We start from the raw sequence: 24,373 nt of genomic DNA on the forward strand, positions 1-24,373 counted from the left end.
GTATACCGAATCGGTTTGACCAGTAAAACGTTTTACTGGCATCAGCATTGTCGCCGCAAAGTGCAGGCTAAAATTGTGATTAGCGGCGCATTTTTGCTAGGTAAAACGTTTTATCTTATTTTTACCTAACAGGGGTACACACCACTTTCGCACGTTTTTTCGCCAGGAGCCGCCGGTTATGCCAGCACCTAAAAAACAAAAAATCACGCTTTGGGAGTTTTTCCAGAGCCTGGGCAAAACATTCATGCTGCCCGTCGCCTTGTTGTCGTTCTGCGGCATCATGCTGGGCATCGGCAGTTCGCTAAGCAGCCGTGATGTCATCACCCTGCTGCCGTTTATCGGTCACCCGGCCTTCCAGTTACTGTTCACCTGGATGAGCAAGATCGGTTCCTTTGCCTTCAGCTTCCTGCCGGTGATGTTCTCCATCGCCATTCCGCTCGGCATGGCGCGTGAAAACAAAGGGGTCGCCGCTTTCTCCGGTTTTGTCGGCTTTGCGGTGCTGAATCTGGCCACCAACTTCTATCTGACCACCACCGGCATTTTACCCACCACCGATCCGCTGGTGCTGAAAGCCAACAACATCCAGAACATTCTCGGGATCCAGTCGATTGATACCGGCATTCTGGGGGCGGTGATCGTCGGGATTATCGTTTATAAATTGCATGAGCGTTTCCATACCATTCGCCTGCCGGATGCGCTGGCGTTTTTCGGTGGCACCCGCTTTGTCCCGATCGTCACCACCGTGGTACTGGGCCTGTGTGGTCTGGTGATCCCGCTGATCTGGCCGTGGTTCGCCGCCGGCATTACCGGTCTGGGCTGGGTGATCAACAGCGCCGGCGCCTTTGGCCCGATGCTGTTTGGCACCGGTGAGCGGCTGCTGCTGCCCTTTGGTTTGCAGCATATTCTGGTGGCGCTGATCCGCTTTACCGAAGCGGGCGGCACGCTGGACGTTTGCGGTCATACCGTGAGCGGTGCGCTGACCATTTTCCAGGCGCAGCTCTCTTGCCCGACCACCACCGGCTTTGCCGAAAGTGCCACTCGCTTCCTGTCCCAGGGCAAGATGCCGGCCTTCCTCGGTGGCCTGCCAGGGGCCGCATTGGCGATGTACCATTGTGCCAAGCCGGAAAACCGCCATAAGATTAAGGGCCTGCTGATCTCCGGCGTGGTGGCCTGCGTGGTCGGTGGCACCACCGAACCGATCGAGTTCCTGTTCCTGTTTGTCGCGCCTTTCCTGTACCTGATCCACGCCGTCCTGACCGGACTGGGCTTCACCGTGATGGCGCTGCTGGGCGTGACCATCGGCAACACCGACGGCAACATCATCGACTTCGTGGTGTTTGGCATCCTGCACGGCACTGCCACCAAGTGGTATCTGGTGCCCGTCGTCGCGGCCATTTGGTTCGCCGCCTACTACGCCATTTTCCGCTTCTCCATCCAGCGCTTTAATATCAAAACGCCGGGCCGCGAGAGTGAAACGGCCGCCAGCCAAAGCGCATCTGCAGGCCCGGTCGGCAAATCCGGCTATAACGTACCGGCCATTTTGGCGGCGCTGGGCGGCAGTGAGAATATTGTTTCGCTGGATAACTGCATCACCCGCCTGCGCCTGTCGGTCGACGACATGAGCAAGGTGGATGACGCGGCGTTGAAGGCCAATCGCGCCATCGGCGTGGTACACCTCAACGAACACAATCTGCAGGTGGTGATCGGCCCGCAGGTGCAATCGGTGAAAGATGAATTAGACTCACTGATAGCGGCAGCGCCTCCGGCTGCGGCCCTGCAGGGAGCGTCAAATGTTTGATTTTTCCACCCCGGTCGATCGGCACGGCACCTGGTGTACGCAATGGGATTATATCGCTGACCGCTTTGGCAGCGATGATCTGCTGCCGTTCACCATTTCCGATATGGATTTCGCCACCGCCCCCTGCATTCTCGAGGCGCTGCAACAGCGCCTGCAGCACGGTGTGCTGGGTTACAGCCGCTGGCAACATGAGGATTTCCTCGGGGCGGTGCGCCACTGGTATCAACAACGCTTTAATACCCCTATCGACACCCAAATGGCGGTGTATGGCCCGTCGGTGATTTACATGGTGGCACAGTTAATCCGCCTGTGGTCGGCACCGGGGGAATACGTGGTCACCCACACCCCGGCCTATGACGCTTTTTATAAGGTGATCCTCGGTAATCAGCGCCAACTGCTGGCCTGCCCATTGCAGAAAGACGGCAACGACTGGCAGTGTGATATGGCCCATCTGGAGGCGTTGCTGGCACGGCCACAAACCAAAATTCTGTTGCTGTGCAGCCCGCACAACCCGACCGGCAAAGTGTGGTGCGCCGAGGAATTGCAGCAAATGGCCGAGCTGTGTGAACGCCACGACGTGCGGGTGATCAGCGATGAGATCCATATGGATATGGTGTGGGGTGAACGGCAGCATACGCCGTGGAGCCAGGTTGCTGCCACCTCCTGGGCACTGCTGACTTCCGGTTCCAAAACCTTCAATATCCCGGCGTTGACCGGGGCCTACGGCTTTATCAGTGATGATGCCACGCGCGAAGCCTACAGCCAGCAACTCAAGGCCCGCGATGGGCTGTCCTCCCCGGCGGTGTTGGCTATAGTGGCGCATATTGCCGCTTATCGCCACGGCGAACCCTGGCTGGACGCGCTGCGCGATTACCTGCAGGACAACCTGATCTACGTTGCCGAAAGGCTCCATCAGGCGTTCCCGCAACTGGGCTGGCAACCGCCGCAATCCACCTACCTGGCCTGGATCGATCTGCGTCCGCTGGGCATTGACGACCAACAGTTACAACAGGTGCTGATCGAGCAGGAGAAAGTCGCCATCATGCCGGGCTTCACTTATGGCGAAGAAGGCCGGGGCTTTCTGCGACTGAACGTCGGTTGTCCGCGCAGCAAGGTAGAGGCCGGCATGAATAAGCTGATTAGCGGCCTGAAGTCACTCACCGGGGAAAGATAACGGCGCGGCTCCTCTCCTTTTGAGGGGAGCCGGTATTTTAAGGGATGGTCGGGTGCGAAGAAGACAGCGTCGAGTGCAGGAAGGTCAGGTGTTCACAGGCCAGTTCCTGAGCCAGTTCCGCATCACCGGCGATGATCGCCTGCAGCAGTTGCTGATGGTGGCGATCGGTCTCATCCCAGTTCTGCTTGTCACGACGAATGGTATCGGCCGCATCCAGCACTGAGTCCTGCAATACTGTGTAGAATCCGCTCATCACGCTCAGCATGGCCTGATTATGCGCGGCCTCAATAATTCCCAGGTGAAATTTTGCGTCCGCCCGCGCGGCTTCTTGCAAGGTTCCCTGCGTATAAGCCCACGCCAGTTCCTGGTAAAGCTGGCGCAAATGCTGATGCTCCTGCGGCGTGCTGCGCTTGGCGGCATAGAACGCGGCGGCCCCTTCCAACAAGCGACGAAACTCCAAAATATCCAGCCGCACCTGAGGATTGGAAATCAGCAGGTTGCTCAGCGGAGAAGCCAGGGCATCTTCGAACATATCAGCCACCTGCAGGCCATTACCCTGCCCGCCGGTCAACAGCCCTTCGGCCTGCAGCTTGGTTAAAGCCTCGCGAATTGGCGGACGGGAAACCCCCAGTTGGTCTTCCAGTTCACGCTGAGCCGGCAACCATTCACCCGGCTTGATTCGGCCGCTGACGATCGCATCCTTGAGGGTTTCATACACCAGCATGGCTAACGTAGCGCCTCGCTGGCGATCGTTGCGTTGAATTGGGGTGAATAGCTGTGCTGACATCATGTCGCTCCTGTTTTTTCTATTTAGTTATCATACATCACGGCAGGAGCCACAAGCACGGGGCTATTGAGGAGAAACGGCTTTAATGACTGGAGAAGAATATAAAATAATAATTGATTAACAGTAATGTAAAAATTAGCGTCATATACAGATGTAATTTCAACATGGGTCACCACCGATCTAAGCCTATACCCTATAGCTTTCAAGTTGCAGCTAGGCGCCTAGCTCGCTCATCCCCAGGCGCTTACTCGAGTAAGTTACTGGGGTGAGCGAGTGCAGGTAACAACGCTGCGGCTTGAAAGATGACGGGTATATGCCTGACGATTTAAAAAGCCCCACGCCGAACGAATATAGCGTGGGGGCAACCTGAATTGCAGGCAGGTATTAAATTTTAGGGCCGTAAGTATGTATATCCATGGTGCGGTTGTAATTGATGGCTTCCGATTTGGTCAGCTCACCGGATAACACCCGCATAAACGCCGTCAGGGTCTCTTCTGTCACCTGTTCAATCGACTTGTTGCCCAAAATGATCTGACCGGCATCAATATCCATATCGTGGGAAAGCTGCTGATAGGTACGTGGGTTACCGCAAATCTTCAGCACAGGCACAATCGGGAAACCCTGTGGCGCGCCGCGCCCGGTAGAAAACACGATACCTTGCGCACCGCCGGCAGCAATACCGGTTAGAATTTCCGGCTCAAACCCCGGAGAATCTTTAATCCACAGGCCTTTGCCTGGTACCACATCGGCGTAGTCCAACACCCCTTCGATAGTGCGCGAACCCGATTTATTGATCGCACCCAGCGATTTTTCCTCGATAGTGGATAACCCCCCGGCGATGTTGCCCGGCGTTGGCTGACCGTTACGCATGTCAACACCGACCGCCATTGCCCTTTTCTCCATGGCATCGACGATTTTATAAATGCGCTGCCCCACTTCCGGCGTACGGCCGCGGCGGGCAAGAATATGTTCGGCCCCCATAAATTCGGTGGTTTCGCCAAAGAGTACCGTACCGCAGGCGTCCACGATGCTGTCAGACATCTGACCGATCACCATATTGGATGACAAGCCAGAAGTGGTGTCGGACGAACCGCACTTGATACCCATCACCAGATCTTCCAGACCGGCCTCGCTACGCTGCTGGGCGGAAATGGCAATCGCCATTTTCTGCACCAGATCGATACCCTGCTGGATGGCGCGACTGGTGCCCCCCAGTTCCTGCATCACAATTTTCTCTACCGGGCGACCGGTTGAAGCAATCTGCGCGACGATCTCATCGGCGTTGGACCCTTCACAACCGAGGCTAATCACCAGCGCTGCACCGACGTTGGGGTGAGAGCCCAAACGGCCCAGGGTTTCGGTCACCAGGCTCAGATCCGGCATCAGCTGGCAGCAGCCACAATGGTGCAGCAGAGCTTTCGACATCTGGGTGTTATAAACAATCGCCTGGGCAATTTCGGTCACACAAACGGTAGCGGGAATAATGGCCACGATATTGCGAGAGCCTACCTGACCATTTTCCCGGCGATAGCCAAACCATTTAAATGAATTGTTCATTATTCTATCTCCTAATAACGGGAAGCGCGGGTGTGAATAACCTGACCGCCATGATTAATATCTCCGCGACCGTACTGGCTTTCTAAATTATGGGTATGCACATAGTCACCTATAATGATCTTTTTGGTGGCCACGCCCAGACTCTCGCCATACTTAAGCACTTCGTTGCCGACATTCAATTCCCCAACCGCGATCTTATGGCCGAATGGAATATCTGCGCGAGCGGTAACTTGTTCGGTATTTCCTGACTTGTCTTTTACTGTAATAACATCGCCGCTATGTACATCTTCCAATACGGTGGCAACGCTATCACAAGGCATGATTTTTAATGCCAAAACCTTTGACTGTGACATTTTTTACCTCACTAAATGAATTACTGAAATTTGTTGGCCGTCTGGCGTGTTGAGCGTTTTGCTAACACCGAGACCACCAAAGGACAAAGAATGGCGGTCACTATCACCGCGGACGAAATCTGGGCGGCCGCTACCGCTGCCAGATGGGTAAATCCGGGTGCCACCTGAGCGACTACCGCCGGGAACGCCACCGACAGACCGGCGGTGGTGCCGATTGCCGCACCGACAGCCGGTTTGGTATCGCGGAAGAACCACCGATAACCGAGGAACCCCAGCCCGCCAGTCACCACCAGCGTGATGACTCCCAGCGCGATGCCTTGTACACCCGCCGCCACCAACTGGTGGAAGTTAAGGTTCATCCCCAGTGACCAGGCGAAGAACGGCACCAGAAAATTCTGCGCTTTGGTCAGCATCTCTTTCCAGTCGTCATCCAAATTGCCGAGGACAAAACCGACAATCATCGGGAAAATCACCGCGAGCAGCGCGGTATAAGGCACGCTAATCAACCCGGAGGCTCCCAACGCAATCAGCGTAAAGAACGGGCTGCAGCCGAGCAGCACGGGAGCTAACGCCCCCACATCGGTGTTATCGCCAAACTCGCCGGCCAGGCCACCGAACAGCCCGCCATTGATCGCCGTCATCGCCGGAATTAACGCCAGGGGTGAAATACCCAGCAGGCCTTTAACGCCGTAGAAGTGCGCCACAATCAAGCCAATGACGATGCCGGACACCACTTTAGCGACAAACAGGACTGCCCCTTTCTCCAGCGGACGTCCGACTTTGCGTACGTTAATACCGGCAGCGGCGCACAATAAATACAGGGCAATCAGCGGTGAGGAGCCAAACACAAACAGCTGCTCGGTAAATCCGCCAATGCGTAAGGCATGCGGGTAAAAAGTGTTGAGCAGCGCCGCCAGCAATAATGGGATCACCATCATGCCACCGGGAAAACGCTGCATGGTTTTCATTATTTTCATTTGAGCCTCGTAGTGTCAGCCTGCTTATACAGAAGTTTTTGAGGCTGGCTATGCGGTTCGATGCTTTGCGCTGACCTCATGGAACACCATGGTATACCAAGTTATACCAACAACCTTGATCTACATCATGGTTGCAGCGCAAAGTGAGGCAGGACAAGGGTTCTGGTTTCAGTGAGATGACTAATTTATTTATAAAATCAGTTTATTAGGATAAAAAAAACCGCCAACGACGGCGGTAAAGGGATGAAGCTTTGACCGTTAAACGCAATGGGGCGATTGCATCATTCTGGTGATGATGTTTTTTTGTCTTTGATCATGCTGATTGTTTATACCCTGAGCGAACCCCATATCATTGAGCTGAGCACCTTGCTCAATTAGCCCCGCTCCGGCTCCCCGGTTTAAAACAGCACTGCGTGAACACCAGCCAACTTTCAGGGGCGTCAGTTGCACGGCTTCACGCAGTGCTCCCGTTAACCAGAAATGACTGTAGCCTGCGGGATTTCCTCCACGCTGTGATATACCCTCAACCCCCATTCATTAGCCAGTAACACATCCTTATCTGCGCCTGCAGAGGCACCCTCAATACGATAAACCGCCTGACACTGGGCAATCAGCCGATGGGCCACCGGATAGAGATACTCCTCGCAAATGGCGTCGCCATGCTGGGTGGAACCGGCCGCCGCCGCCAGCGGTAACGCCAGCCACTCCCCAATCACCGGAACATGACCACGCTGGTACACCTCCAGCGCCGCCTGCTCCAACCGCTGCAAATTAGCGGCAATCCGCTGTGCGTCGCCATCGGTGCCGCTCCGGTAAGGGCCGGCAATCAAAATCAGTTGAGCTTTCATAACCTATTCCCCAGAGTGTGGTTCAGAGCGACAAACTGCAACAGCATGATGGTTTTGGCATCGACGATGCTCCCCTGCGCAATAGCGCTCAAGGCCTCCGCCAGCGGCAGTTCAATCACCTCCAGGTCTTCGCCTTCCGCTTCCACCCCGCCACCGTCACTAACCTGGTCGGCGGCATGGTACTCACCGACAAAGAAATACAACTTCTCGGTGACCGAGCCGGGGCTCATATAGGCTTCAAATACCTTTTGCACGTTTTGCACGATATAGCCGGTTTCCTCTTCTGCTTCGGCACGAATGCGTTCTTCCGGCGAGGCGTTGTCCAGTAATCCAGCGGCAGCCTCGACCAACATGCCGTCATGGCCGTTGACGAATACCGGGAAGCGAAATTGACGAGTCAGCACTACCGTCTGCGCCTGCCGGTTGAACAGTAAAATGGTTGCACCGTCACCGCGATCGTAGGTTTCACGGCTTTGTCGTTGCCATACGCCATCACGGCGTAGAAAATCAAAGGTGGTTTTTTTCAGCAGATACCAGTCATCGGACAGCACGCGGGTTTCAATAATACGAACCCGATCTTTAGTGGCGAGCATGTTGGTCAACTCCACATCCAGGAAAGGAAAATGATACTATCGTGCACTTTCGTGTATGATCAAGGTATTTCGTGCAAACAAATTCAACCGGGGAAACGCCATGCTCACCAGCCAACGTAAAAAAATCATTCTGGAAAAACTGGCCCAGGACGGGCAGGTTCTGGCCAAACAGCTCAGCGAAATGTTCGGCTTGTCCGAGGATACTCTGCGGCGTGACTTGCGCGAACTGGACAGCGAAGGACTGTTGCAACGGGTACACGGCGGCGCGCTGCCGGTCTCCCCGGCCATTGCCACCTTTGCCGAAAGAAACGGCCAGGAATCCGCCGCCAAGCGGGCAATCGCCAAAGCCGCTGCGGCAATGATCGCCCCCGGCCAGGTAGTGATCATTGATGGCGGCACCACCTCCGCCGAACTGGTCAGGCAGCTTCCCGCTACGCTGGAGGCCACCATCGTCACCCACAGCCCCAGCGTCGCCGTCGGCCTGGTTGATCACCCCAAAGTGGAAGTGATCCTGATCGGTGGGCGGTTGTACAAACATTCGATTGTCAGCGTGGGCGCGGCGGCGGTTGAGGCGATGTCGCACATTCGTGCCGATATTTACTTTATGGGCGTCACCGGCGTACACCCGACCGCCGGCCTGAGCACCGGCGATCTTGAAGAGGCCTATATCAAACGCGCTTTGGCGGCCCGTGCAGCCGAAACCGTGGTGTTGGCCTCTGCCGCCAAGCTGAATGCCGCTTCGCAATTTGCCATTGGCGATATCACCCTGGCCCAAAGCATTATTGTTGAACGTTCAACCGACGCCGCACTGATTACCCCGTTGGAACAAGCCGGGGTGACGGTTATCAAGGCCTGAGTGGTATCCTGAATTAAATAACCTAATAAATACGGGGTTATTAATCCTGACCGCGTATTTATTCCTGCTCATCTCCGCGCATCGGATAAAAATGCGAGAGCAATCACACTTCATTAAACTTATTTTTTCCTGAAGAGTCATTTCCTCCTTGGCAAATACCTCTATAGCGATTCAGAGGTAACATGATGATTATTAATAAATAGTATTTGAAACCCCGCTATACCCCCCCAATAAAAACGAGATCTTACTCTCAAAAACATTGCCACCCAGCAGCATGTCAAGGTCATTCACGAAAATATTTGTGATTGTTTTGTGATATCGCCTGCAAATTTTAGCTATGTCAAAAATGACAATGAGCTCCACGGAACAGATTGGGAGCAGCTATATGAAAATCGGTGTGGTAATAAGCGGCGGCGACGTCACCGGCATCAATAACTTTATTTTCCAGGTTGCCAGACTGGCGCAGGCCGATATCATTCTGTTCAACGGCGGAATACCCGGACTATTGACTAATCAGCACCGGGCTATCAGCCGGCGTGACCTGGTTGATTACGCTATTTCAGCGATGCCAATAATGTCTTCCGGCCGCACAGCCAAAAAACTGGTCGCCAGTGAATATGAAACCATCAGCAAACAGTTTAAGGCGTTGCACATTGATGTGCTTATTATGGCCGGTGGCGACGGTTCGTTGCAGTTTTTAAATACCCTTAGCGAATTTGGCATTAACTGTTTTGGCGTGGGTATGACCATCGACAATGATGTTTTTGGCAGCCTTTACAGCATTGGTTTTTCCACCGCCTGCGAACAGGTGATCAAAGAGGTTTCCAAACTGCGTAACACCGGGCGCGCCCTGCCCGGACGCGTGTTTATGATTGAACTGCTTGGCGGTTACTGCGGGGAACTGACGCTGCAGGCGGCGATCAAATCCAATGCGGATTTTGCCCTGATCCCGGAGTGCCAATATGCCTTAAGCCAACTGGCGGAGAAAATAAGCCAGCGGCTGGAACAACAAAACAGCGTTATTATTTTATGTTCAGAAGGCTATACCAAAGAATATTCACCGGGTTTTCAGGGTGCCATCGACACCATGATTAAACAGCTTGAACCCAAGATTGGCGTACGTATTCGTAAAACCATTATGGGTTATGGCCTGCGTAATGGCGACCCTACCTGTGAAGAGATTTATCAGGGCACTATTATGGCCAGCGAAGTGGTTCGCTGTATTCACTCCGGCATGAAAAACAAGGCGGTCATTATTAATTCCGCTAACCAACCCATCCCTATTGATTTAATCAGCATGCAAAAACGTTTGGTTGATACCGAAGGACACCATTATAAACTCGCCAGGCAATTAAATATAATCTGAGGAGAGACTCATGCTTAAAATACTGTGCGTATGTGGCTGTGGCCTCGGCTCCAGCTTTGCCATCGAAATGAGCGCAAGGGCGGTGCTGAAAAAATTAGAGATTGAGGCAGATATTGATCACACCACTATCTCTGAAGCCAGCGCCTTTAAATCAGATATTATTCTCACCCAAAAAACCTTTGCCGACATTTTAAATGCCGATGCCAGCGAAGAAGAAAAGAAACGGGTGATTATTCTGCACCGGCTTACCGACAAGGCGGAAATTGAGCAAAAGATTGTGGCCTTTTTGAAAGAGCGCGATATGAAGGAAGCCCACCATGAATAGCCTGATTGACTTTATCGTCAAGGACCTGCTCGGTCAGGCTTCGATCCTGATCGCCTTTATCGCCATGCTGGGGCTGATACTGCAGAAAAAATCCAGCGGAAAAGTGGCCGAGGGCACCTTTAAAACCCTGTTGGGCTTTCTGATCATGATGGCGGGTATCAACATTATTGTCGGCGCCCTGACCTATTTGAACAGCATCTTCACTCACGGCTTCGGCATGACCGGCTACATCACCGACGTCGCCGCCATTGCCGGCCTGGCCAACCGCGAGCTCGGCTCGGAAGTGGCGATGACCCTGATGGTGATTTTCGCGGTAAATATCATTATTGCGCGTATCACCCCGTTCAAATACATCTTCCTGACCGGGCAGGCGTTGCTGTGGATGGCCACCATAGGGGCGGTGATCGGCTATAAAGCGGGGCTCACCGGCCTGCCGCTGATCCTGACCGGCGGTATATTTGGCGGCGTGATGGCGGTGTTAATGCCGGCGTTGGCCCAGCCGGTGGTGCGTAAGATTACCGGTTCGGATGACGTAGCCTTGGGGCATTTCTGCACCATCGGCTATCTGGTACAGGCTGCGGTCGCCAAGGTGGTCGGTAAAGGCTCACGCTCAACCGAAGATCTGGAGCTGCCCGACAACTTCAAGTTCCTGCAGGACACCTACCTGTCGATGGCGGTGGTGATGATCCCGATGTATCTGATCCCCGCACTGGCCGCCGGCCCTCAGTACATCGCCCAGTATGCCGGCGGCATGAATTATCTGATGTACTCCTTTATGCAGGCCATCCAGTTTGTTGCTGGGGTCTTTATCCTCTACAGCGGCGTGCGTCTGTTGCTCAATGAGCTGGTCCCGGCCTTTCGTGGTATCGCCATGCGCATCGTACCGGATGCCAAACCGGCACTGGACTGCCCGGTCCTGTTCCCCTACGCCCCTAACGCGGTGATCGTTGGCTTCCTGGCTACCACGCTGGGTTCCATCATCGGCATGATCGTTTTCCCAATGTTCGGGCTGGCGATGATCCTGCCCGGCCTGCTGACCAACTTCTTCGCCGGAGGAACCGCAGGCATCTTTGGCAACGCACTTGGCGGCCGACGCGGTGCCATGATCGGCGGTGTGGTCCACGGCCTGTTTATCACCTTCCTGCCCGCCATTCTGGTACCGATGCTGGAAAGCTACGGTTTTGTCGGCGTGACCTTCAGCGACTCCGACGTCATCAGTAGCGGCCTGGTGATGGGGCATGCCTTCCAGGGCAACTGGCTGTTCATCGCTCTGTTCATCATCTTCGTCACGCTGATTGCGTGGTTTGTTAACGGTAAATCAACCAAGCACCATGAGGAAAAAGTCCATGAAACTCTATAACTTCAACGAGCTGTTGTCGGTGGCCAAAGCCCGTGATTTCAAGGCAATAGGCTCATTCAACCTCCACTGTCTGGAGATGCTGCCGGCCTTTTTCAAAGCGGCCAGGGACACCCACAGCCCGCTGATGATCCAGATTTCGACCGGCACCGCCGAGTATCTGGGCTACAAACTGCTGGTTGATTCGGTACGCTCACTGGCAGAAAGCGAAGATGTGCCCACCTGCCTGCATCTGGACCACTGCTCGGATATCGCCTCCATCGTGACCGCGATCGACGCTGGTTTCAGTTCGGTGATGTATGACGGTTCGCACCTGGAAATGGACGAGAATATCGCCAATACCCGCAAGGTGATCGACATTGCACGCCAGCGCAACGTTTCTGTTGAGGCCGAATTGGGCGCTATCGGCGGCTCGGAAGACGGCAAGGCGGTGGCGGAAGAAGATATTACTTTTACCACGGTGGAAGACGCCAAACGCTTTGTCGATGAAACCGGGGTCGACATGTTGGCCGTCTCGGTCGGCACCGTTCATGGCATGTATACCGGCAAGGCCCATATCCAGCATCAGCGGCTGGCGGAAATCACCGCGGCCACCCGTACCCCACTGGTCCTGCACGGCGGTACCGGGGTCAGTGATGAAGACATGCGACGAGCAGTGGCAGGCGGCATTGAAAAGGTCAATGTGGGCACCGAGATGAACGTGCAATGGGTCGGCCGCTGCATGCAGACATTTGAAAAGGGCAAGGTGAATGACAGCGTGCGCAAATTCCTGATCCCGGCCAATAATGCCGTCACTCAGGTATTAACGGAAAAAATCGGCCTGTTTAGATAAATAAAACTCTAATTTCATTTTAATATAACCCACAACCCTGGTGCCCTGGCACCCGTCAGGGCTGGAGACAATCATGCTTAACTTCATCAAACGTCTGCGCGAAAAACAATCGGCACCCGACGGGCACAATGATGCTGAAGCCAATGATATATCAGCCGAAATAACTTTATTGGAGCAGCAATTGGCCGCCACGCCGGCAAATGGCGAAATTCATAAAACATTAATGCTGGCCTATAATCGGGCATTAAAGATTTATGCCAAAAATAAAAACTACCGCCAGGATATCGATGTGGTTTTTATCAAGATGGACGAGCTGCGCAATATTATCAGGAAGTCTCTTTGAGGGAATATGATGACCATTAAACAACTGTTGATCGAGGCCGGAGCAATACAGGTCGGCGTACAGGAAACGGACTGGAAAAAAGTCATTGAGTTGGCGGCAAGGCCTTTGGTCGATAACGGCTATATTCACCCTTCCTATCACCAGGCGGTGATCAACAATACGCTGACCAATGGCGCTTATTATGTGTTTGACGAGGGGATTGCCATCCCCCATGCCCGGCCCGAGTGTGGCGTGATCAAAAATTGCTTCAGCATGGTGCTGCTGGAGCAGGCCATCGCCTTTCAAGGCAGTGAAAAGGCCGATATTGTCATCCTGTTCGGCGCGACGGACAGCAACCGGCATATTGAAGAAGGCATCCGGGCGATTGTCGAGTTGCTGGACAACAAACAGCGGCTCGATAAGCTGCGCGCCGCCAAACTGTGGCAAGAGGTGGTAGAAATCTTATGACTGCGCTAACTGACAGCGGCGACAAAACCGTTATTTTGGTCAATGGCATTCCGGCTTCTGGCAAGAGCACCCTCGCCCGTACGCTGGCGCAGCACTTTGGCCTGCCTTATTTGAGCCTCGACGGTATCAAAGAACCCTTTATGGCGCAGTTGGACAACGTGGATCGTGAGCTTAACCGTCGGCTAGGTTACGCCGCCTATCAGGCCATTTGGTCTATGGTGGCGCAGGCACCGCAGCGCTGTATCTACGTGATTGACGCCTGGTACGGTTTTCAACCCAGAGAATTGCTGCGGCAATACCTGCGTGAAGCGGGCGTAACTCAGGTTTTGGAAGTGTGGAATCAGATCTCCGCAAAATTGGCGGCCGAGCGCTATGCTGCCCGCCTCGGCCAGCGTTCGGCAGGCCATCCTGGCGCAGAATATTTGCCGGAGTTACGGGCGCTGGCCGAACGTGCCATGCCGATGGCCATCGGCCCGGTGATCCGCGTTGATCAAGCGCTACCGCTGGAAATCGACCGGCTGGTAGATTGGCTGGTGCAACATGGCGTGGGTGCCAAGACCGATGGAAATATCGTCAAACTGAAGGTAGGTTGAGGTGTTCAGGACACCTTGGCCAACCACAAGGCGGGAGTATTTTCCTCCCGCCATCGCCTGAAAATGCGGCACCCATCGCAATTAATGTGATTTCAGTCACTTTTTTATGCAACGACATGGCAATTTTCATCATTTTGTTTTTATACTGATCTGCACTTTACCTACAACAAAATAACGAGTGCACATCATGATTGACTCCCGCCTTCCGCTGACCGACATCCACCGTCACCTCGACGGCAACATCCGTGCGCAAACCATCCTCGACCTGGGCCGTCAGTTTAACCTTGCCCTGCCGGCCGACGAACTGGAAGCCCTGCGTCCACACGTGCAAATTACCCATGCCGAACCGGATCTGGTCAGCTTCTTGCAAAAGCTGGACTGGGGTGTGGCGGTGCTGGGCGATTTGGAAGCCTGCCGCCGGGTCGCTTACGAAAACGTTGAGGATGCCGCCAACGCCGGTCTGCACTATGCCGAGCTGCGTTTCTCGCCGTATTACATGGCGATGAAGCACCAGCTGCCGGTGGCTGGGGTGGTGGAAGCGGTAATTGATGGCATTCGTTCCGGCTCCCGCGATTTGGGTATTGATGTGCGCCTGATCGGCATCATGAGCCGTACCTTCGGCGAAGCCGCCTGTTTGCAAGAGCTGGAAGGCCTGCTGGCCCACCGTGACGGTATTACCGCGCTGGATCTGGCCGGTGACGAACTCGGCTTCCCAGGCGGCCTGTTCCTCAATCATTTTAATCGCGCCCGTGACGCCGGTTTGCGCATCACCGTGCACGCCGGTGAAGCCGCTGGTCCGGAGAGCATCTGGCAGGCGATCCGCGAGCTGGGTGCCGAGCGCATCGGTCACGGAGTGAAAGCCGTTGAAGATCCAGCATTGATGGACTTCCTGGCGGAACACGGCATTGGTATCGAATCCTGCCTGACTTCCAACATTCAGACCAGCACAGTGCCGTCACTGGCGCAGCATCCGCTGGCCAAATTCCTGCGCCACGGCGTCATGGCGTCGATCAACACCGACGATCCGGCGGTTCAGGGCATCGAAATTGAACACGAATATCGGGTCGCGGCACCACAGGCCGGGCTGACAGAGGCGGAGATCCGCACCGCTCAGGAAAACGGCCTGAAAATGGCATTCCTCAGCGAGCAGGAAAAGCAGGCGCTGCGCGATAAAGTTCGCGGCTGATTGCATTGAATCATTGTTCCCTCTCCTTTGGGAGAGGGTTAGGGTGAGGGGATACATGCAAAATGGGTGCAAAGCCCCTCACCCCGGCCCTCTCCCCCTGGAGAGGGGGACGCCCATTTTTTACTTCGCCGTCAGCACTTCTGCCCGCTGTTTGGCGGTTTTGCGCGCATAGCGCTGGGCCAGCACGGCACACACCATCAATTGCACCTGATGGAAAATCATCAGCGGCAACACCATCGCGCCCACCGCGGCCGCCGGGAACAGCACGTTAGCCATCGGGATACCGTTCGCCAGGCTCTTTTTCGAACCGCAGAACACAATGGTGATCTCGTCCGCAGTATTGAATCCCAGCCAACGCGCGGCATAGGTGTTGATAATCAGCACCACCGTCAGCAGCACCAGAGACATCACCAGGATGGTCAGCAGCGACCAGCCGTCAATCTTGTGCCAAATTCCCTCTACCACTGCGGCGCTAAAGGCGGTATACACCACCAGCAGAATCGATGACCGGTCAGTGAGATTAATCAGCTTGCGGTGGCGATCGACCCATTTGCCGATCAGCGGCCGCGCCAGATGGCCCACCACAAAGGGCACCATCAGTTTCAAAATGATCGAACCGATGGCGTGCAACACGTCAGTATCACCGCCCTGGGTGTGCATCAGTGCGCCCACCAACAATGGCGAGAGGAAAACGCCGAGGATACTGGATGCCGAAGCGCTGCAGACCGCCGCCGCCACGTTACCGCCCGCCGCCGAAGTGAAGGCAATGGCCGACTGCACCGTGGCCGGCAGCGCACACAGATAAAGGAAGCCCATATAGACCGTCGGCGTCATCAGCCCCGGCACCATCAAATTCATCGCCAGCCCCAGCAGTGGGAACAGCGCAAAGGTGCTGAGGAACACCACCAGATGCAGCTTCCAGTGGCCCATACCGGCGATAATCGCCTCACGCGACAGCTTGGCGCCATGCATAAAAAACAGCAGCGCGATGGCGGCGGTGGTCAGGCGATCAAAGAAGGTTTTCCATATCCCTTCGCAGGGGAAAACCGAGGCGACAATCACCACCAGAATCAAAACCAGCAGAAATTTATCAATGCGCAGACGTTGTAACCAGGACATGGAACCGGATCCTTCGAGGAGTATGGCGGGTTCGGTCAGCCGAACCCGGATAAGCAAGCGCGGCGGTTAGGCTACCGGCAGCGCTCTTTGCTGTTTTGCCGATTCCAGGCCCAGCTCGATCAGTTCCATCACCTGGATGGCATCGGCGGCCGGTACCGGGTTTTCACCTACACCGTTAATCGCATCGCGCACCGCCGCGTAATAGGCTGGGTAATTGCCCGGAATACTCAGCAGCGGTTTTTCCGCCAGCACGCCATCGCGTGACAACGTCACCACACCATCGCGCATGTCATAACCCCAGTCGGCCTGCGGCAGGCGCTCACCGGCTTTTAGCCGGTCTTCCTGCGGATCCAGACCAAACTTGATAAAGCTGCCCTGGGTGCCATGCACGATATAACGCGCGGTTTCCGCCGCCGCCAGCACCGTGCCATGCAGCACCACCCGGCGCTTGCCGTAGTTAAGCACCGCGTGGAAATAGTCCACCGACTGCGCGCCCGGACGCAGTTCGGCCAGATCGACAAACAGCGTTTCCGGCTTGCCGAACAGTTGCAGCGCCTGGTCGATCAGGTGCGGCCCCAAATCGTACCAAATGCCGCTGCCTGCGCCGCCCAGCTCACGCCAGCGCTGACGCACTTCTGGCCGGAAGCGGTCGAAATGAGATTCGAAATAAACCACCTCGCCGAGCGCGCCTTCTTTCAGCAGCGTCTTAAGCGTCAGAAAATCGCTGTCCCAGCGACGATTATGGAACACCGACAACAACTTGCCGCTCTGCTCCGCCTGCTGTTTTAATTCCTGAGCCTGTGACAACGTCACGGTAAACGGTTTGTCCACCACCACATGTTTACCGGCGGCCATGGCCTGCTGTGCCAGCGGGAAGTGGGTATCGTTGGGGGTAGGAATGACGATCAGATCGATAGAGGGGTCGTTGAACAGCGCCTGCGGATCGCTGACTACCGTCATCGACGGCCAGTCTGCATGCACTTTACCGGCATCGCTGCTGGAAACGGCAGCCAGCTCTACGCCGGGAGTGCCGACAATCAGCGGCGCATGAAAGGTTTTGCTGGCATAGCCGTAACCGACCAGCCCAACCCGAATTTTTTCTGCCATGGTGTTTCCTCTTACTGGCTCGCAATAGACCCATCAGATTTGACACCATGATGCAGGCAGGAACAAGAAGTAAATTTAATGTTAATTCGTGCCCATAGCGAAAGGCTGTTCACGCTGATTTCTGGCCGGATAGTTTATCTCCAGGCTGCGGCGGCGGAAATCGCTCGGGCTGACCCCCACCCGCTTGCGAAATACCCGGGAAAAGTACAGCTGATCGTCATAACCCACCACCCGACCTATGGTGGCGATCGACTCCTGCGTAGTCTGCAACAGCAGCTTGGCGCGGATCACCCGCTGATCTTCGCGCCAGCGCAGAATATTGATGCCCACCTGCTCGCGGAACAGATGCGCCAACCGCGATGGCGACAGGCAGACATGCCGCGCCACTTCGTCAATCCGCAGCTCGCCGGCCAGGTTGCCGGTGATAAACTGACAGGCTTCGATCACCCGCGGATCCATAATTTTCTGCGGGCTGAGCGGGTCTTCCTCCATCGCGCGCAACAGCAGACGCTCCAGCAGGTTCATCCCCAGCTCTTCGGCAAAGCGGCGACCGGAGCGCTGAGTCTGTTCGATATTGGCGAACAACCGATCAAATTCCAGCAGCAGGTTATTGTTCGGCAAGGTCAGCCGCCCCACCTCATGGGTTTTGCTGTGCCATTCCAGCCAGTCGGCCCAGTAGGCGCGCGGACGGAAATACACCCAACGGTGATACCAGCAGTCGCTGTCCGGTGAACGGCCATAGTAATGCGCCGCCTTGGGCGGAAACAGCAGCAGATCGCCAGGATTACAGTAAAGGGTATCTTCGCCGTCAAACACCTTGCCCTGGCCCTTGATGGTCAGGTTGAGAATGTAGCCCTTCATGCCGCCGGGGCGATCGATAAAGAAATCCAGCGGACCGTCCGCCATAATGGGCGTCAACCCCGCCACCAGATAGGCGTTAAAGGTGTAACCCGGTAACAGCGGGTTGGGCTGCGGTTCCTGCGCCATGCGATGATACATCTGTCCTCCCGGAACGGCTTTGGTAACAATACTCCAGCTTAGCGGCCCGGCAGATAACTGCCCGGGCCGATAACAGAACTGTGAACAGGGTTGGCAATTTAAACGCTGCGCTTGGCCTGCTGTTTGTACCGGTCGAAAATCACCGCCGCCAGCAGGATCACGCCGCGCACCACATACTGCGAGAATGGCGAGATATTCAGCAGGTTCATGGCGTTTTCCACCGTGCCCAGGATCAGAATACCGGCGATAACGTAGGAAATTTTACCGATGCCACCTTTCAGTGACACGCCTCCCAGCACACAGGCGGAGATCACGATCAGCTCATAGCCAATTGAGGTCATCGGCTGGCCGCTGGTCATGCGCGAAGCCAGAATGATGCCGGCGGCGGCGGACACCAGCCCGGACAGCATAAAGATCACGATTTTGGTGCGTACGACTGGCACCCCGGCCAGCCGCGCGGCCTCTTCGTTACCGCCAATCGCCAGCGTATTGCGGCCAAAGGTGGTCTTGTTGAGCAGGAAGCCAAACAGGATCAAACAGGCGACGGTGATCCAGATCGGTGCCGGCAGGCCCAGCCAGTTGGCGTAACCCAGGGCGAAGAAGCGTTCGTCCTCAATGCCTACCGCTTTACCGTCGGAGATAATGTAAGCCAGCCCGCGGAAAATCTGCATGGTAGCCAGGGTGGTGATCAGCGCGTTGATTTTCAGCCGGGCGATCACAAAACCGTTAATCAACCCGGAGACCATGCCCAGTAACAGACCGGCGGCCACGCCGATCCACAGGCTTTCGGTCATGTTGATCACCACCGCGGTGGTGACCCCGGCGCAGGCAATCACCGAAGCGACCGACAGGTCAAAGTCACCGGAGGCCAGACAGAACAGCATGCCGCAGGCCACCATGCCGGACATCGAAATCGCCAGCCCCAGCCCTTTCATATTGATAAAGGAACCAAAGTTGGGCACAAACAGCGCGCAGGCTAAAAACAGCACCGCAAATACCACCAGCATGCCGTAGCTGTCCCAAATTCGCGCCAGCCCCAGGCCGTTGCGTTTTTTCACCGAATGGGTCGTTATGGTCGACATCTCTTTCTCCTTCACAATCAGGCCACCGCCGCAGCGGCATCAGGGGCTATATCGGGGGTGCGCAGCATCGCCAGGCTAAGGGCTTTTTCCTCACTGGCTTCGTCATGCAGTAATTCGCCGGACAGTGCGCCTTCACGCATCACCAGGATACGGTCAGCCAGCCCCAGCACCTCTGGCAGGTCACTGGAGGCGAACAGCACCGCAATGCCGCGCTGCGCCAGTTGGTAAATGACGTGGTAGATTTCATGCTTGGCACCGACGTCGATGCCGCGTGTGGGTTCATCGAGCAGGATCACTTTCATCTCTTCCGACAGCCAGCGGCCCAGAATGGCCTTCTGCTGATTGCCGCCGGACAAATTCATAATCAACTGCTCAGGGCCAGGGGTTTTGATATTCAATGCACGAATATGATGATCGGCATTGCTGGCCTCCCACCCTTTGTTGATCAGGCAACCGGCGCGAAGGCTGTTGCGCCGTGCGCTGATGTTGATGTTGTCGCGCACCGAGTGTACCGGGATGATGCCGTCCGCCTTGCGATCCTCCGGGCACAGCATGATACCGGCGCGGATCGCGTCAATCGGTGAACCAATGGCGATCTCCTGTCCATCCAGCATCAACTGGCCGGCACTGACCCGCGTGGCACCAAAAACCCCCTTCATCAATTCACTTCGCCCGGCACCCACCAGGCCGAACAGCCCGACGATCTCCCCGGCCCGCACGCTCAGGTCGATCGCCGTTTTGACGCCCGGCGCTTTCAGCCCCTTGAGTTCCAGCCGCACCGGCCCCAGCTCACGTGGCTGGTAGCCATAGACGTCGCCCAAATCGCGCCCGACCATCGCCTGCACCAACTGCGCGTTATCCACCTGCTGCATATCGTCAAAGGTGCGCACGTAGCGACCATCTTTAAACACGGTAATGGCGTCGCTGAGGGCAAAAATTTCTTCCATACGGTGCGAGACGTACAGGATCACCCGCCCTTCGGCGCGTAATTCCCGGATCACCCGAAACAGTTGCTCAATTTCTCTGGCCGACAGCGAACTGGTGGGTTCGTCAAAGGCAATCACCTTGGCGTTGCGCGCCAGCGCCTTGGCGATTTCCACCATTTGCCACTGGCCGATCGACAGGTATTTCAGCGGGGTATCCGGATCAATATCCAACCCGAGATGTTCCAGCTGCAAGCGAGATTCGTAGCGCAGCAGTTTTCTGTCCACCAGCCCACGCTTGGTCGGCAACTGGCCAAGATAAATGTTCTCCGCCACCGTCATTTCCGGCACCAGATGCAGTTCCTGATAGATAATCGCCACCCCGGCATTTAACGCATCGGTGGTGTTGGCGAACTGCACCGGCCGCCCCTGCAACTGAACCTCCCCCTGGGTCGGCGCGTAATTGCCACTGAGAATTTTCAACAGCGTGGATTTCCCGGCGCCGTTTTCCCCCATCAGCGCGTGGATTTGTCCGGCATGACAGCTAAAGCTGATGTCATCCAGCGCCTTCACGCCCGGGAAGGTTTTACCTATGCCTTTAAACGCCAAATACGGCAATGCGGCGGTCATGGTGTGCTCCTCCTGCAGTCAAAAATGCCGCCCGACAGCGTGCCGTGGGCGGCTCGCTTGTTACATCAGGCCTTTTTTCTGCAGTTCGGTTTTAAAGTTGTCGCGGGTGATCAGCACCACGTCGGTCACTTCGGTGAACTTTTGCGGCTCTACGCCCTTTTCTACCCAGTCATGCAGCATCTGGATACTCTTGTAACCGTGGATATCCGGGCTTGGCAGCAGCGAACCGTAGAAACCGGTGGCCTGTGCCTTGGACAGTTCGCTGACCGCATCCACCCCGTTGATGCCGATGCCGATCACGTTCGGCGCTTTGAAGCCCTGGCCTTCGGTGGCGCGCACGCCGCCCAACACGGTGTTGTCGTTCATGCCGACAATCAGCCAGTTTTTCACTTCAGGATGCTGCACCAGCATTGAGTTGGCGGCGTCAAACGCCCCTGGGATATCGTTGGATTTGGTCGGCACGCGATAAATCTGTTTCTCCGGGAAGCCGGCCGCCTTCAGCGCGTCGATCGACCCGCCGGTGCGACGACGTGCGGTGTCCAGCTCATCGGCGGTGATCGCCATTACTGCGGTGTCCGCTAATTTCCAACCGCGCTTGTTCTGCTCTTTCCACAATTCCTGCCCCTGACGCTCACCGATTTTGGTGGCGGCCATCATCACTAACGGCACGCTGTCCATAGGTTTGCCCTTGGCGGTGACAAACTGGTCATCCACCGCAATCACTTTCAGGTTGTAACTGCGCGCCTTGGCGACAATCGCCGAGCCGAGTTTCGGATCTGGCGTACAGATAACAAAGCCCTTGGCTCCGCTGGCCGCCAGGCTGTCGATGGCATTGAGGGTTTTCTCTCCGTCCGGCACGGCGATTTTTATCACTTCAAAACCGAGGTCTTTACCGGCCTTGTCGGCAAACTTCCATTCGGTCTGGAACCAGGGTTCCTCCGGCTGCTTGACCAAAAAGCCCAGCTTCATGGTCTCGGCGATAGCTGAATGTGACATAACGGCCGCCAGACTCAGTGTCACCAGCGCCTTAGTGAATTTATGCATGATGCTCTCCGCTAGTTTGTTCTCCGTGGCGACAAAAGCCGCTCGCCATGAAAACGTTATCATTAGGGTGTCTGCTGTCGGCACGTCGCTTATGTCGCGACATTCACCCACAACAGGAGTAAGACGGCTTAAGTTTTAGCGGGTATTTGTTACTGAAATGTAGAGCGCTATCACATCCGTGGAATACAGCAGATATGTGCATATATTTAGCGAATTCCGCCAAGCGACAACTTATGACAGCCGTCACAAAACCACTGCGGGAAGCAGAAAAGTGCATACTTCCAGCTAACGGCTCCTCACCTGCCCAGCGCTTCGGCTCCTATGGTTGTCACAGCGTATTAACACATCAGGAGTCAACATCATGACGGCAGGTGCTATTGCCCTGGGATTGGACTTCGGCAGCGACTCGGTGCGGGTGCTGGCGGTCGACTGCCATAACGGCGCGGAACTCGATACCGAAGTGGTTTATTACCCTCGCTGGCAGCGCGGCGAATTCTGCAACGCGGCGGAGAACCGTTTTCGCCACCATCCGCTCGACTATATAGAAGCCATGGAACAGGCGATTGTCACTGTGGTGCAGCGCCTGTCCCCGCAACAGCGGCTGCAGGTGATTGGCATTGGCGTTGACTCCACCGGCTCCACACCGGCGCCGATCGACAGTCAGGGTCAGGTGCTGGCACTGCGTCCGGAGTTTGCCGATAACCCCAACGCCATGTTTGTGCTGTGGAAAGATCACACCGCCATTGAAGAGGCTGACGCCATCAATCGGCTGTGCCGCAGCGGCGAGTTTCCCGATTATTCCCGCTATATCGGCGGCGTTTATTCCTCTGAGTGGTTCTGGGCCAAGATCCTGCATGTCACGCGTCAGGACGCCGAGGTACGGCAGGCCGCCGCCTCCTGGGTTGAACTGTGCGACTGGGTACCGGCGCTGTTGTCCGCGACCACCGCGCCACATCAGTTAAAACGCGGGCGCTGTAGCGTCGGCCACAAAACGCTGTGGCACCCGGACTGGGGTGGCCTGCCGCCCAAAGCCTTTTTTGCCGCACTCGATCCTCTGCTGGTTGAACACCTGCCCTGGCCGCTGTTTGAAGATTGCCATACCGCCGATCTGCCGGTCGGCACTCTGAGCGCCGAATGGGCGGCACGCCTCGGACTACCCACCACGGTGGTACTGTCCGGCGGAGCCTTCGACTGCCATATGGGGGCCGTCGGTGCCGGTGCCCAGCCTTATACTTTGGTGAAGGTGATCGGCACCTCCACCTGCGACATTCTGATTGCCGATCGTCAGCGAGTAGACGGCCGTGCCATCGAGGGAATTTGCGGTCAGGTCGATGGCAGCGTAGTGCCGGGGATGATTGGCATGGAGGCCGGGCAGTCGGCCTTTGGCGATATGTACGCCTGGTTCAGTCGCCTGCTGAGCTGGCCGTTGCATGCAGCGGCAAAAAACCAGCCTGAACTGCAACCGCAGCTACAAAAGATTGAAGCCGGTCTGCTGGCGGCACTGACCGATGCCTGGGTGGAAAACCCGTCACTGGATCATTTGCCGGTGGTGCTGGACTGGTTTAACGGCCGACGCACCCCTTACGCCAACCAGCGGCTGAAAGGCGTGATCTCCGATCTGAACCTCGGCACCGATGCACCGACGCTGTTCGGCGGTTTTATCGCCGCCACCGCCTTTGGCGCTCGCGCCATTATGGAATGCTTTGAACAGCAGGATATTCCGGTCGATAACGTGCTGGCGCTGGGCGGCATTGCGCGTAAATCTCCGGCAATCATGCAGGCCTGCGCCGACGTGATGAACCGACCGCTGCAAATTGTGGCCTCCGATCAGTGCTGCGCGCTGGGTGCTGCCATCTTTGCTGCCGTCGCTGCCGGCCGTTTCACCAGCGTGCCCGAAGCCCAGCGCCAGATGGCCTGCGGCATCGAACGCACCCTGCAGCCCGATCCGCAGCGCGTCGATCGTTACCAACAACTTTATCAACGCTATCAACAATGGTGCCAGGCCGCCGAGCCGCGCTACGCCCCGACCTCCGGTTCAGCAAATTAAGCCCATACCCAATACAGAGGAGTCTTTTTT

At 56.0% G+C, this 24,373-nt stretch carries 24 protein-coding genes; 12 read left to right on the top strand and 12 right to left on the bottom strand.

Features of this window, described 5'->3' with window-relative positions; genetic code table 11:
• Positions 1-178: 178 nt before the first annotated feature.
• Positions 179-1,798 (top strand): maltose/glucose-specific PTS transporter subunit IIBC, encoded by a 1,620-nt coding sequence (malX, locus tag FCL49_RS03395; protein WP_174352436.1) that lies wholly within the window; start codon positions 179-181, stop codon positions 1,796-1,798.
• Positions 1,791-2,972: a MalY/PatB family protein gene (locus FCL49_RS03400; protein ID WP_174352437.1), complete on the top strand. Its 1,182-nt coding sequence runs from the start codon at positions 1,791-1,793 to the stop codon at positions 2,970-2,972. The genes malX and FCL49_RS03400 overlap by 8 nt, the downstream gene beginning before the upstream one ends.
• Positions 2,973-3,009: 37 nt before the next feature.
• On the opposite strand, the gene FCL49_RS03405 is transcribed toward FCL49_RS03400, so the two are convergent.
• The 6 genes from FCL49_RS03405 to FCL49_RS03430 form a co-directional block, all read right to left on the bottom strand.
• Positions 3,010-3,762 (bottom strand): FadR/GntR family transcriptional regulator, encoded by a 753-nt coding sequence (locus FCL49_RS03405; protein WP_174352438.1) that lies wholly within the window; start codon positions 3,760-3,762, stop codon positions 3,010-3,012.
• A gap of 381 nt (positions 3,763-4,143) precedes the next feature.
• Positions 4,144-5,316, bottom strand: a complete 1,173-nt coding sequence (locus FCL49_RS03410; RefSeq protein WP_099061868.1) for a UxaA family hydrolase — start codon at positions 5,314-5,316, stop codon at positions 4,144-4,146.
• 11 nt (positions 5,317-5,327) lie between these two features.
• A complete protein-coding gene (locus FCL49_RS03415; protein WP_217434288.1) occupies positions 5,328-5,669 on the bottom strand; it encodes a UxaA family hydrolase in 342 nt (113 codons plus the stop codon).
• Between the two features lie 20 nt (positions 5,670-5,689).
• Positions 5,690-6,646 carry a 2-keto-3-deoxygluconate permease gene (locus tag FCL49_RS03420; protein ID WP_174352439.1) on the bottom strand — a complete coding sequence of 319 codons (957 nt, stop codon included), beginning with the start codon at positions 6,644-6,646 and terminating at the stop codon, positions 5,690-5,692.
• Positions 6,647-7,116: 470 nt separating this feature from the next.
• Positions 7,117-7,494, bottom strand: coding sequence for an NUDIX hydrolase (locus tag FCL49_RS03425; protein ID WP_174352440.1), 378 nt, complete (start codon positions 7,492-7,494; stop codon positions 7,117-7,119).
• The gene (locus tag FCL49_RS03430) at positions 7,491-8,087 is read right to left on the bottom strand and encodes an NUDIX domain-containing protein (RefSeq protein ID WP_174352441.1); all 597 of its coding nucleotides are present in this window, start codon (positions 8,085-8,087) and stop codon (positions 7,491-7,493) included. The genes FCL49_RS03425 and FCL49_RS03430 overlap by 4 nt, the downstream gene beginning before the upstream one ends.
• A gap of 100 nt (positions 8,088-8,187) precedes the next feature.
• Between FCL49_RS03430 and FCL49_RS03435 the strand changes: the two genes are divergently transcribed.
• From FCL49_RS03435 to add, 9 genes are all read left to right on the top strand, one after another.
• Positions 8,188-8,943 (top strand): DeoR/GlpR family DNA-binding transcription regulator, encoded by a 756-nt coding sequence (locus FCL49_RS03435; protein ID WP_174352442.1) that lies wholly within the window; start codon positions 8,188-8,190, stop codon positions 8,941-8,943.
• Between the two features lie 385 nt (positions 8,944-9,328).
• Positions 9,329-10,309 (top strand): 6-phosphofructokinase, encoded by a 981-nt coding sequence (locus FCL49_RS03440; RefSeq protein ID WP_174352443.1) that lies wholly within the window; start codon positions 9,329-9,331, stop codon positions 10,307-10,309.
• A gap of 10 nt (positions 10,310-10,319) precedes the next feature.
• Positions 10,320-10,634 (top strand): PTS sugar transporter subunit IIB, encoded by a 315-nt coding sequence (locus tag FCL49_RS03445; protein WP_012144987.1) that lies wholly within the window; start codon positions 10,320-10,322, stop codon positions 10,632-10,634.
• A complete protein-coding gene (locus FCL49_RS03450) occupies positions 10,627-11,994 on the top strand; it encodes a PTS sugar transporter subunit IIC (protein ID WP_174352444.1) in 1,368 nt (455 codons plus the stop codon). Before FCL49_RS03445 ends, FCL49_RS03450 begins: the two co-directional genes overlap by 8 nt.
• Positions 11,981-12,823, top strand: a complete 843-nt coding sequence (locus FCL49_RS03455) for a class II fructose-bisphosphate aldolase (protein WP_115184764.1) — start codon at positions 11,981-11,983, stop codon at positions 12,821-12,823. Before FCL49_RS03450 ends, FCL49_RS03455 begins: the two co-directional genes overlap by 14 nt.
• 73 nt (positions 12,824-12,896) lie before the next feature.
• Entirely contained in the window at positions 12,897-13,166 is a 270-nt protein-coding gene (locus FCL49_RS03460) for a hypothetical protein (protein WP_174352445.1), read from the top strand.
• A 9-nt stretch (positions 13,167-13,175) separates the two neighbouring features.
• Entirely contained in the window at positions 13,176-13,613 is a 438-nt protein-coding gene (locus tag FCL49_RS03465) for a PTS sugar transporter subunit IIA (RefSeq protein WP_174353452.1), read from the top strand.
• Positions 13,610-14,206, top strand: coding sequence for an AAA family ATPase (locus FCL49_RS03470; RefSeq protein ID WP_174352446.1), 597 nt, complete (start codon positions 13,610-13,612; stop codon positions 14,204-14,206). The genes FCL49_RS03465 and FCL49_RS03470 overlap by 4 nt, the downstream gene beginning before the upstream one ends.
• A gap of 187 nt (positions 14,207-14,393) precedes the next feature.
• Complete coding sequence (gene add, locus FCL49_RS03475; protein ID WP_174352447.1) at positions 14,394-15,392, top strand: adenosine deaminase; 999 nt, start codon at positions 14,394-14,396, stop codon at positions 15,390-15,392.
• A 120-nt stretch (positions 15,393-15,512) separates the two neighbouring features.
• Here add and FCL49_RS03480 read toward each other — a convergent pair whose 3' ends face one another.
• From FCL49_RS03480 to FCL49_RS03505, 6 genes are all read right to left on the bottom strand, one after another.
• Complete coding sequence (locus FCL49_RS03480; protein WP_174352448.1) at positions 15,513-16,511, bottom strand: bile acid:sodium symporter family protein; 999 nt, start codon at positions 16,509-16,511, stop codon at positions 15,513-15,515.
• 66 nt (positions 16,512-16,577) lie between these two features.
• On the bottom strand, positions 16,578-17,618 hold the full coding sequence (locus FCL49_RS03485; protein ID WP_174352449.1) for an oxidoreductase: 1,041 nt from the start codon (positions 17,616-17,618) through the stop codon (positions 16,578-16,580).
• Between the two features lie 81 nt (positions 17,619-17,699).
• On the bottom strand, positions 17,700-18,617 hold the full coding sequence (gene araC, locus FCL49_RS03490; protein ID WP_135316396.1) for an arabinose operon transcriptional regulator AraC: 918 nt from the start codon (positions 18,615-18,617) through the stop codon (positions 17,700-17,702).
• Between the two features lie 98 nt (positions 18,618-18,715).
• Complete coding sequence (gene araH, locus FCL49_RS03495; protein WP_012144977.1) at positions 18,716-19,699, bottom strand: L-arabinose ABC transporter permease AraH; 984 nt, start codon at positions 19,697-19,699, stop codon at positions 18,716-18,718.
• Positions 19,700-19,716: 17 nt separating this feature from the next.
• Complete coding sequence (gene araG / locus FCL49_RS03500) at positions 19,717-21,252, bottom strand: L-arabinose ABC transporter ATP-binding protein AraG (protein ID WP_174352450.1); 1,536 nt, start codon at positions 21,250-21,252, stop codon at positions 19,717-19,719.
• Between the two features lie 60 nt (positions 21,253-21,312).
• Positions 21,313-22,296, bottom strand: coding sequence for an arabinose ABC transporter substrate-binding protein (locus tag FCL49_RS03505; RefSeq protein ID WP_012144975.1), 984 nt, complete (start codon positions 22,294-22,296; stop codon positions 21,313-21,315).
• Between the two features lie 361 nt (positions 22,297-22,657).
• Between FCL49_RS03505 and FCL49_RS03510 the strand changes: the two genes are divergently transcribed.
• Positions 22,658-24,343: a ribulokinase gene (locus tag FCL49_RS03510; RefSeq protein ID WP_174352451.1), complete on the top strand. Its 1,686-nt coding sequence runs from the start codon at positions 22,658-22,660 to the stop codon at positions 24,341-24,343.
• Positions 24,344-24,373 lie beyond the last annotated feature (30 nt).

Origin of the sequence: Serratia proteamaculans (assembly GCF_013337185.1) — a bacterium.
GTDB classification, from domain to species: Bacteria; Pseudomonadota; Gammaproteobacteria; order Enterobacterales; family Enterobacteriaceae; genus Serratia; species Serratia proteamaculans_D.